The sequence below is a fragment of the Micromonospora sicca genome (assembly GCF_003172935.1).
In the GTDB taxonomy this organism is placed as follows: Bacteria; Actinomycetota; Actinomycetes; order Mycobacteriales; family Micromonosporaceae; genus Micromonospora; species Micromonospora sicca.
This window is the reverse complement of the sequence record NZ_QGKS01000274.1, coordinates 1-4,563: the sequence shown is the minus strand read 5'-3', so window position 1 is coordinate 4,563 and position 4,563 is coordinate 1. Positions and strand designations below refer to the sequence as shown.

Genomic DNA, 4,563 nt, shown 5'->3' with positions numbered 1-4,563 from the left:
CCGCTCGACGGCGCGCTCCGCGTGGTAACCGGGGCCGCCGGCGCCGACGCGCTGCCGCTGCGCCGCCCGGCGCACGTGGTGGAGTTCGCCCCGCCGCACAACATGGCCATCGGCGAGGAGACCCCCTGGGGGATCGGCACGCCCCTGACCGACCTGGTCCCCGACACCACCGTCGCCCGGTACGCCGAGGGCGAGGCGCCCGCCGACCCGACCGCCGGCGCGGCCGGCCGCCCCGTCGTGCTGGTCGTGCGGGACCTGCACCGGCACGACTGGATGCGGGCCGCGGTGAGCCGCGGGCTGGCCGCCCGCCCGGACGCCGTCGTCGTGGAGCTCGGCGTCCCGGAGCTGGTCACCGGTGCCGTCCACGTCGCCACCCACGGCGCCACCCGGGCCGCCGCCCGCGCCGCCGTCGAACTCCTCACCGGCGCCCGCTGAGCCGCCGGCGCGGCCCGGTCAGGACTCGGCGACCACCAGGTCGGCGTACTCCGGGTGGCGCTCGATGAAGGCCGCCACGAAGGGGCACTTCGCCACCAGCCGCCCGCCGCGCTCGCGGATCTGGTCCAGGGTGCCCCGGATCAGGGCCGACCCCACCCCCATGTTCTGGAACCGCTCGTCCACCTCGGTGTGGGTGAAGACCAGCAGCTCGCCGCGCGGGATGTACGCGGTGAACCCGGCCAGCGCGCCGTCGACCAGGATCTCGAACCGGTGCTTGGCGGGGTTCTCCTCGACCAGGAAGCTCACCGGGCCATTCTCTCCCCGTCGGCGACGATCCTGTCCAGTTCGGCGAGCAACCGGTCCACCTCGTCCACCGTGTTGTAGTGGTACACGCTGGCCCGGACCGCCCCGCCGCCGTCGCGCAGCCCCATCGTGCGGAAGTACTCGTAGGCGTAGTAGTCGCCGGAGGAGAGGCAGCAGCCGGCCGCGCCCAGCGCCGCCGCCGTGTCGGCCGGCGCCAGCCCGGCGACGCGGAAGGACACCGTCGGGCAGCGCCGGGCCGGGGAGCCGTAGATCGTCACCGCCGGCCGTGCGGTCAGCCCGGACAGCAGCCGGTCGAAGACCGCCTCCTCGTGAGCCTGGGCGGCGGCCAGGCCGGCGCGGACGCGTTCCCGCCGGCTGCCGGTGGCGTCCGGGTCGAGCGTGGCCAGGTGGTCCACCGCGGCGGCCACCCCGGCCAGCATCGGGAAGCTCGGGGTGCCGTACTCGAACCGGTCCGGGACCGCGTCGGAGGAGGGGAGCAGCTTCGTCGGGCGCAGCTGCGCCCATCGGGCCGGGTCGGCGACCATCGCGGCCAGGTGCGGCCCGGACCACTTGTACGCGCTGGTCACCAGGAAGTCCGCGCCCAGCGAGGCGAGATCGGTCGGGCCGTGCGGCACCGCGTGCACCCCGTCGACGCAGACCAGCGCGCCGACCGCGTGCGCGGTCTTCGCGATCGCGGCGACGTCCGGCGCGGTGCCGATCGCGTTGCTGCCGCCGGTCACGGCGACCACCCGGGTCCGCTCGCCGACCAGGTCGGCGTACTGGCCGGCGGGCAGCTCACCGGTCGCCGGGTCGAACTCCGCCCAGCGCACGGTGGCGCCGGCCGCCTCGGCCGCCTGCACCCAGGGCCGCACGTTCGCGTCGTGGTCCAGCCGGGAGACCACCACCTCGTCGCCCGGCCGCCAGGCCGCGCCGAGCGTCCGGGCCAGGGTGTACGTCAGCGCCGTGGCGCTCGGCCCGAGCACCACGCCCTCCGGCCGCGCGCCGAGCAGGTCCGCCACCGCGGACCGGGCGGCCGCGACCAGGTCCAGCGACCGCCGGCCGGGCACGAAGGCGCTGCTGCGGTTGCCGGTCGCCGCGCCCATGGCGGCGGTGACCGCCTCGATCACCGGCCGGGCGGTCTGGGTGCCGCCGGCACCGTCGAAGTGGGCGAAGCCCTCGGTCAGGGCGGGGTACGCGGCCCGCGTGCGGGCGATGTCGAACGGCATGCCGGGACCCTAACGCGCCCGCGGAATGATCTCCGACGGTGGCGGTGTCGCCGGCATCTCGTACCCTTGGCCGGTGACGAACCCACGTGCCTTCCCCTCGCAGACCCCCACCCGCCGCGCCGCCGGCCTGCTGGCCGGCCTGGCGCTCGGCGTCGCGCTGCTGGCCGGCTGCAGCTCGGAGGGCGCCTCCACCGACTGCGGGCTGGACGCCTGCACGGTCACCTTCGACCGTGGCGTGGACGCGAGCGCCACCATTTTCGGCGTCGAGGCCAAGCTGATCGGCGCCCAGGGTGACCAGGTCACCGTCGAGGTCGCCGGGGAGCAGCTCTCGCTCACCGTCGGCCAGCAGGCCACCGAGGCCGGCGGCTTCGCGGTCAGCCTGGACAGCGTCACCGACCAGCAGGTCAAGATCCGCGTGGCGCGCAATCCCAACAGCTGAGCTGGCCAGGGCGGCGTTGGCCGACGTTTGGAAATTTTCCCATCCGGAGATTGAGGCGCCATGTCACTCACCCGGAACGCCGGAGCCACCGCCGCCCAGGCCGCGAACAGCAGGTGGCTTGAACTGTTGACCCGGGCCGGATTCATCGGCTACGGGATCGTGCATCTTCTCTTCGCCTGGCTCGCGCTGCAGATCGCGTTCGGCAAGTCGGGTGAGGAGGGCAACCAGAACGGCGCGCTGCGCACCCTGGGTGCCCAACCCCTCGGGACGTTCCTGCTGATCACGATCGCGGTCGGCCTGGTCGCCATGGCGATCTGGCAGGCCCTGGAGGCGGCGTTCGGGCACCGCACGCTGCGGGACAAGGACCGGCTCTTCGAGCGGATCGCCTCCGTCGTCCGCACCGTGGTCTTCCTCTGGCTCGCCTGGACCGCCGTCAAGGTCTTCCAGGACGCCAGCTCCAGCAGCGCCGACAAGCAGCAGGCCCTGTCCGAGAAGCTGATGACGTCCACCGGCGGTCGCTGGCTGGTCGGGCTCGCCGGTCTGGTCATCGCCGCCGTCGGCATCGGGATGGTCGCCTACGGGCTGAAGAAGAAGTTCGAGCGGAACCTCAAGATCGGCGAGATGAGCCCGAAGACCCACACCCTGGCCCGTCGCCTCGGCATGGCCGGGTACGCGGCACGCGGCGCCGTCTTCGCCGTCGCCGGACTCCTGGTCGTGGTCGCCGCCGTCAACTACGACCCGGAGAAGGCGCGCGGCCTGGACGCCGCCCTGCGGACCCTGCGTGACCAGCCGTGGGGTCAGGGGATCCTCACGCTGATGGGGCTCGGCATCGCCGCCTTCGGCGTCTACTGCTTCCTCCAGTCCCGGTACCGGAAGGTCTGACCTGGTCGATTCCGCGACCGCCGGGCACCATTGGGCCTTTGCCCGATGCGTCACCGCCCGGCTGGAGGGAGAAACGCCTGTGCAGGGCTACCTCGAAACGATCGTCGCCGCGCTCGGAGCGGCGGCGATCGCTTTGTTGCTGGTCGAGGTGGTGCACCGGGTGACCCGCCGGCTCGGCCGGCGTTCGCTGCTGATGACCGAGCTCACCGAGCACTCGCACCGCCCGTTCCAGGTGACCGCCGTCGTGCTCGCCGTGCAGCTAGCCGTCCGGTTCAGCACCGGGTACGCGGTCGGCACCCCATGGCGCCAGCTCGTGCTGCACGTGCTCGCGCTGTGCCTGATCGCCGCCGCGTCCTGGCTGGTCGCCTCGCTGCTGGTGGTGATGGAGGACACCGCGCTGGCCCGGTTCCGGGTGGACGTGCCGAACAACCGGCACGCCCGCCGGGTGCGGACCCAGGTGGTGCTGCTGCGCCGGCTCACCATCGCCGTGATCGTCATCCTCGCCGTCGGCGTGATGCTGATGACCTTCCCCGCCGTACGCGGCATCGGCGCCGGCGTGCTGACCAGCGCCGGTGTGGTCGGTGTGGTCGCCGCGCTCGCCGCGCAGAGCCTGCTCGGCAACGTCTTCGCCGGCCTCCAGCTCGCCTTCAGCGACGCGGTACGCCTCGACGACGTGGTGGTGGTCGAGGGGGAGTGGGGCCGGATCGAGGAGCTGACCCTCAGCTACGTGGTGGTGCAGATCTGGGACGACCGCCGGTTGATCCTGCCCACCTCGTACTTCACCAGCACGCCGTTCCAGAACTGGACCCGGACCGAGGCGGCGGTCCTCGGCACCGCCGAGTTCGACGTCGACTGGTCGATCCCGGTGCAGGCGATGCGGGAGGAGCTGCGCCGGCTGGCCGAGTCCAGCGAGCTGTGGGACGGCCGGGTCTGCGTACTCCAGGTCACCGACGCGACCGGCGGCATGATCAAGGTCCGGGCGCTGGTCAGCGCCGCGGACGCCGGAAGCCTCTGGGACCTGCGCTGCCTGGTCCGCGAGCACCTGGTGGCCTGGGTGCGCGACCACCGGCCGACCGCGCTGCCCCGGATGCGCGCCGAGGTCGGCGACGCCTCCGGCGCCCTGCCGTGGCAGGTGGTCCAGCCGCGCCGACCGGTCCGCCGGCTCCCCGACACCGACGTCCCGGACGACGCCCGGGTCTTCGGCGGCAGCGACGACGGCGAGGCCCGCAGCGAGGTCTTCGTGGGCCCCGAGGAACCGGCCGACACCCGCCGCTGACC

The 4,563-nt window shown here is 73.7% G+C and carries 5 protein-coding genes and 1 pseudogene; 4 read left to right on the top strand and 2 right to left on the bottom strand.

The genetic code is table 11. From position 1 onward, the window contains the following. Positions 1–435 (top strand): annotated as a pseudogene (locus DKT69_RS22130) (glycoside hydrolase family 3 protein); the annotation flags it as partial. Between the two features lie 18 nt (positions 436–453). On the opposite strand, the gene DKT69_RS22125 reads toward DKT69_RS22130, so the two are convergent. Both DKT69_RS22125 and DKT69_RS22120 read right to left on the bottom strand, forming a co-directional pair. After that, positions 454–741: a GNAT family N-acetyltransferase gene (locus DKT69_RS22125; RefSeq protein WP_109803432.1), complete on the bottom strand. Its 288-nt coding sequence runs from the start codon at positions 739–741 to the stop codon at positions 454–456. Further along, on the bottom strand, positions 738–1,964 hold the full coding sequence (locus DKT69_RS22120) for a cysteine desulfurase-like protein (protein WP_109803431.1): 1,227 nt from the start codon (positions 1,962–1,964) through the stop codon (positions 738–740). The genes DKT69_RS22125 and DKT69_RS22120 overlap by 4 nt, the downstream gene beginning before the upstream one ends. Before the next feature lie 73 nt (positions 1,965–2,037). Here DKT69_RS22120 and DKT69_RS22115 point away from each other — a divergent pair, with 73 nt between their 5' ends. From DKT69_RS22115 to DKT69_RS22105, 3 genes are all read left to right on the top strand, one after another. After that, positions 2,038–2,403 carry a hypothetical protein gene (locus DKT69_RS22115; RefSeq protein ID WP_109803433.1) on the top strand — a complete coding sequence of 122 codons (366 nt, stop codon included), beginning with the start codon at positions 2,038–2,040 and terminating at the stop codon, positions 2,401–2,403. Positions 2,404–2,463: 60 nt separating this feature from the next. Beyond that, positions 2,464–3,285 (top strand): DUF1206 domain-containing protein, encoded by an 822-nt coding sequence (locus DKT69_RS22110; protein ID WP_109803430.1) that lies wholly within the window; start codon positions 2,464–2,466, stop codon positions 3,283–3,285. Positions 3,286–3,364: 79 nt separating this feature from the next. Further along, the gene (locus DKT69_RS22105; protein ID WP_109803429.1) at positions 3,365–4,561 is read left to right on the top strand and encodes a mechanosensitive ion channel family protein; all 1,197 of its coding nucleotides are present in this window, start codon (positions 3,365–3,367) and stop codon (positions 4,559–4,561) included. Positions 4,562–4,563: the final 2 nt, after the last annotated feature.